At 36.3% G+C, this 4,940-nt stretch carries 6 protein-coding genes; 3 read left to right on the plus strand and 3 right to left on the minus strand.

Annotation, left to right across the window (positions count from 1 at the left end; translation table 11 throughout):
- Positions 1 to 2: 2 nt before the first annotated feature.
- The 3 genes from PPA04_RS09065 to PPA04_RS09075 all read right to left on the minus strand — a co-directional run bounded on the left by PPA04_RS09065 (position 3) and on the right by PPA04_RS09075 (position 2,609).
- Entirely contained in the window at positions 3 to 326 is a 324-nt protein-coding gene (locus PPA04_RS09065; RefSeq protein WP_057785036.1) for a hypothetical protein, read from the minus strand.
- Between the two features lie 81 nt (positions 327 to 407).
- Complete coding sequence (locus tag PPA04_RS09070) at positions 408 to 872, minus strand: VOC family protein (RefSeq protein WP_057785035.1); 465 nt, start codon at positions 870 to 872, stop codon at positions 408 to 410.
- A gap of 30 nt (positions 873 to 902) precedes the next feature.
- On the minus strand, positions 903 to 2,609 hold the full coding sequence (locus tag PPA04_RS09075) for a GW dipeptide domain-containing protein (protein WP_057785034.1): 1,707 nt from the start codon (positions 2,607 to 2,609) through the stop codon (positions 903 to 905).
- Positions 2,610 to 2,778: 169 nt separating this feature from the next.
- Between PPA04_RS09075 and PPA04_RS09080 the strand changes: the two genes are divergently transcribed.
- The 3 genes from PPA04_RS09080 (at position 2,779) to PPA04_RS09090 (ending at position 4,725) form a co-directional block, all read left to right on the plus strand.
- Positions 2,779 to 3,381, plus strand: coding sequence for a nitroreductase family protein (locus PPA04_RS09080; protein WP_057785033.1), 603 nt, complete (start codon positions 2,779 to 2,781; stop codon positions 3,379 to 3,381).
- Positions 3,382 to 3,588: 207 nt separating this feature from the next.
- A complete protein-coding gene (locus PPA04_RS09085; protein ID WP_057785032.1) occupies positions 3,589 to 3,951 on the plus strand; it encodes a DUF1304 domain-containing protein in 363 nt (120 codons plus the stop codon).
- Between the two features lie 27 nt (positions 3,952 to 3,978).
- On the plus strand, positions 3,979 to 4,725 hold the full coding sequence (locus PPA04_RS09090) for an ion transporter (RefSeq protein WP_057785031.1): 747 nt from the start codon (positions 3,979 to 3,981) through the stop codon (positions 4,723 to 4,725).
- Positions 4,726 to 4,940: the final 215 nt, after the last annotated feature.

Below are 4,940 nucleotides of genomic sequence, written 5' to 3' on the forward strand. Positions count from 1 at the left end.
AATTAATGTCGATCTAAAACTAGCTCAATAACTTGTTTACGAGGTGCAAAATTGATGTTTATGACGGTTTCAGTCAAAATCTTTTCGTACTCGACCAACGCATCAGCCGGTAAGGGGGTGTTATTACTCAAAGAAACCAACACATCATCCACCGTTGTACTCAAAGAAATGTTCATGAAAATGTTGATTTTCTCAACAACATCCCTTAATAGATCTGTCAGCAAGCCATTCGGTTTCCCATTTTCATCGGTAATGACTAACTGGTGACTATTCACCACAGTATGATCAATCCGACTAATTCGTACTACATCAAATACCGATATCATTTGTTCGACCTCACTTTTGCATATTATAACCTGCATTATATCCCAAAAGTAGTTGTCAAAACAAGATGAACGACTCTAATTCTAGCCATGATTGGGTTGTGACCACGAACGGATTTGAAGCATCCACGTTAACCCATATTTATCTGTAAACATGGCAAGTTTAGCACCCCATCCTTGGTCCGCCAATGGCATAGTGATTTTGACTGATGGTTCCTTAGCCAAACTAGCATATAAGCTTTGCGCTGCCGCAAGTTTTTCAGCATCATCACTATCGATGTCGATCAATAAACGTGTACTATTGGTCAATGCATCATTACCCTCAAAATTGTCTGAGGCATAAATCCAATTCCCTAAAATCGTAAACGCCGCATGCATGGTCATTTGTGAAAAGTCAACATTTGTGGGAACGTTCATCGCTGCAGCTGCTTCAGCTGTCACTGGAAGTCTCACGACATTTTGGGCGCCAAACGTATTTTTGTAATACTCAAGTGCTTCTTTCGTATTTGTAAACGTTAAGTAAGGATAGATTGCGCTATGTGCTGCCATCGTTAATTTCTCCTCAAAGATCAATCGTATTTAGAAGTTTGAACTTGTTGCTTTCATTATTTCAACTCCACGGATAGAAAGCAAGTAACCCGCTCCAGACGCATCAAAAGTTAAGCCTTCAAATTCGCGTGTATTAATCTTCTTGTTATTTGCATCATATGACTGGAAATTTTCTGAACGGACATCTCCTACAGATAGTTTGCCCAGTTTTGAAACAGGTACAGACAAGATACTGCCATCCGCAACAAAATATAACCGGTCATTTACCGCATTATAAGCGATTGACTGTGAATGAGTGCCAGGTGCATGTTCCATGCCCTGCATCACTAAATTAATTTGTACCGAGTTATCAGACCTAATACTACCTTTATAAATCTTCACGCCGTTTTTTGGCCCCCAAGCGGCAGTATTCTGTACAAATTCATAAAAGTTTCCATTTTTGTCAAAAGTTAAATTTTTGGGTGTATTTTGATTTTGTCCCATTTTAAAGTTGATTTGTTTGTCTGGTCTCAACGTAGTTTTGTTAAGCTCTTGAATATTGCTTGTCTCATTGCTCAACCCACTTTTCCCAACAAACCAAATTTGGTTTGTCTTGGGGTTAAGTGCCATCGATTGCCCATGACCAGTCGTAAACGTTGGTCCAACCGTCATACAAGTTATTGCTTCTTTTTCATCATCTGTTAATGCTTTACCATTCAGTTTATTATAGGCAGCGCGCCGTAATACAGAATAATCTTTTGAGTCTTTCACTAAATCACGAAGCTTTGTCAAATTATATTTGACTACAAAACCTTGGCCTGTGGTTGTATGTGGGATTTCATTCATTACATAAGCGGTATCCCCATCGATGATCATACTTTGTGCGTTTCCAAAATCGCCACTTTTTTTATAAGTACTTGGCAAATATATATCCGTCGTAAAATCTGTTTGCCCTTCACCAGATTCATGTTTAATCGTATTTGCTATACTAACAATATGTGGATAATTTGGAGCTATCCCATAAGAAGAGGGGGCGTTCACAAAATAATTTACATTTTTTACATGCGTATATTTTGTTTTGTCAAAAGCATTTAAAGCAACCTCTGGCTGTGTGTAGATCGATATTTTTTTTACAACTTTTTTGGTGACAATTGGCTTTTGCAACGCTCCACCGTAAACCCAGCCAAGATTTTTACCATTATAAGACACACGGAAGTAGTGAGTCTTATAGACTTTTTTTGCCTCTCCCGTAACCGTAACTACTTTACCGTGATAATTCTTACCATAGTGCGTTAACTTGCCTTTTCCATAGTCGCCACCTGGCACGTGGTTATAGAAATTGTTCGTAGCTGCTAACTTTACCTGGAGGGTCTTTGCAGAAAGCTTAGTATAGTATGTCGTTGGATCACCAAGATATCCCGACCAGATCCATCCCGTATATCCCGAGGGACTCTTAACTTCATAGTAAAGTTTTCCACCTACTTTTGCTGAACGTACTAATGTAAATTTGCTAAAACTATGTACATAATATTTAGCCTTCAGTATGTACTTACTGTGACTTGCTGATTTTAACGTGTAGATTCTTTTTTTATTCGATTTGGCACGGTAAGTCCGAATAACAACCTTAGCAGTATGGCTAACCGCCTTATTTCCAGTAACTGTGTGTGTCGCACTTGCATAAGCTGGTGTTGACAACGCAAGTATTGCAATAATAGTAAAAATTGCCTGCGAAACCCTTTTTTTTAACTGAATCGACATTTTATCTTCTCCCCTTATATCCTCAAACAATTTATTTTACCATGTCATATAATTTGTTTTTACCATTTCCACCTAATAGTAATCACATTGAAACATTAGAAAGCTTCTTTACTTACGAAAATATAGCTGGTAGGATAAATAGGTAATCTTATTGAGAGGAAGATTCAAAATGAATACAAGATATCTTGATATATTAAAACAACGTCGTTCCATTTATAATTTAGGTAAAAATGTGACCTTTCCCGAAGCGGACATTAATGAATTAATTGAAACTGCAATTAAACAGTCGCCCACTTCATTCAATGCTCAAACAACCCGTGCCGTAATTTTATACGGTGCCAAACATGATCAACTCTGGGACATTGTGGCCAATCGTTTAAAGTCTGAAGTTCCTAACGAACAAGTATATGCCAGCACCAAACAAAAGGTAGCCAGTTTTAAAGCCGCTTATGGCACTATTTTATACTTTACTGATCTCAGTGTTGTTGCTGATTATGAAAAGCAAGTACCTTTGTATGCCGCAAATATTGCTCCTTGGGCAGAACAAGGGATTGGCGGCGCTCAACAAAATGTTTGGACGGCACTTGCCGATAATCACATTGGTGCCAATTTGCAACATTATAATCCATTAATTGATGGCGAAGTTCGTCTTGCATTTAATATTCCCACAACTTGGGAATTACGTGGACAAATGCCATTTGGCTCAATTGAAAAGCCGGCTGCCGATAAGACATTTGTATCAGATAATGATCGATTTAAGATTTTGAAATAGTTACTTCCATTTTTATTATTTCTCGATATGCTTGGGATAACTGATTGTTTAATTACTTTCGGTTATCTCTTTTGTTTTGCATAATTGCCTTCTATTTATCAAATGTTTTCTTTATAATTAATAAATTGAATATTTTTTTACAAATTTATGAGAATAACAATTATACTGAAACAAGGGTAGGTTATTTAAAAAATTAGGAGGAGACTCATGACAACATTCGCGCTTATTTTGACTGGATTAATCGGCCTTGAGCATTTAGGAATCATGTTTCTAGAAATGTTTGCAGGTCCACACACACAAGCAAATGCATTTGATATGCCAATTACCTTTTTGAAACAGGAAAATGCCCAAATTGCACTGAGCAACCAAGGTATTTACAATGGTGCCCTTGGCCTATTAATTATTAGTTCATTGTTCTTATTTAATGGCGTAACCTTACTAACAGTTATGCGGCTGCTAATGTTCTTTATTATGATCGTAGGAACTTACGGCGGCTTGACTGCAACCAAGAAAATTTTTATATTACAGTTATTACCAGCTGCTGTGACCTTTATTTTGCTCTTTTTGTAAGGCTGTCCTCAGATATAGGAGTTTCTTTTGAAAACAAAATTATCCAAACTTTTTGATAAAGTTTCATATAATGTTTTAATTATTATTTTGGCCATTGTATCAATCATTTTATCTATTCTTGATTTTAGTAGTAAAATCAATCTCGGTAAGGCACCATTTAGTTTTATCGACAACGGAATTCTAGTTGTTTTTGCTTTTGATTACTTTACACGAATGTGGGTAGCAAAAAATAAGAGACATTTTTTTATGACTAATATTTTTGATTTGTTAGCCATTGTTCCATTTAATGCACTAGCGTCATTTTTACGTGTGGCTCGATTAGTAAGAATTGCTAGGTTACTGAAAATTATAAAATTTACTAGATTGATTGGCCTAACCGGTAAGTTTTCTAAAAATGCTAAAAGATTTTTGAACACAAATGGATTTATATATGTAATCTATGCCAGCATTGCTGTATTATTTATCGCTTCTAGCTTGTACTCAATCGCAGAAAATGTTAGTTTACCCAACTCAATTTGGTGGGCAATTACAACAACTACAACAGTTGGGTATGGCGATATTAGTCCAAAAACGTTCACTGGAAAAATAGCTGCGGTTTTATTAATGTTTGTTGGAATTGGCTTAATTGGAATGCTAACCAGTACAATCACAAATTTTTTCGTGCATGATAAAGAAGAGAACACTAAAACTAATTTGGATAAAATTTATCAACAAAATTTGGCACTGATGCGCGAGGTAAAAGGGCTTAAAGAAGAAATTAAGAGGTTAAAATAGTAAACTTATCCATATCTGTTCACGTGAACACATTCCGCATTCGGCATGTCTTTCTGTTCTCTAATTTAGTTTAGGACAGTTCGATAAAGTAATAAATAGAATCTAAGTTCGCCTACTGCGGGGAACTCTCCCGGCTTACGGCGAACTTAGATTCTATTTGTTACCACTTTATCTCACTCACTGCACAAAAAAAGAACCCAAGATCTTCTCATTTC

Origin of the sequence: Pediococcus parvulus (assembly GCF_007990205.1) — a bacterium.
Classification (GTDB): Bacteria; Bacillota; Bacilli; order Lactobacillales; family Lactobacillaceae; genus Pediococcus; species Pediococcus parvulus.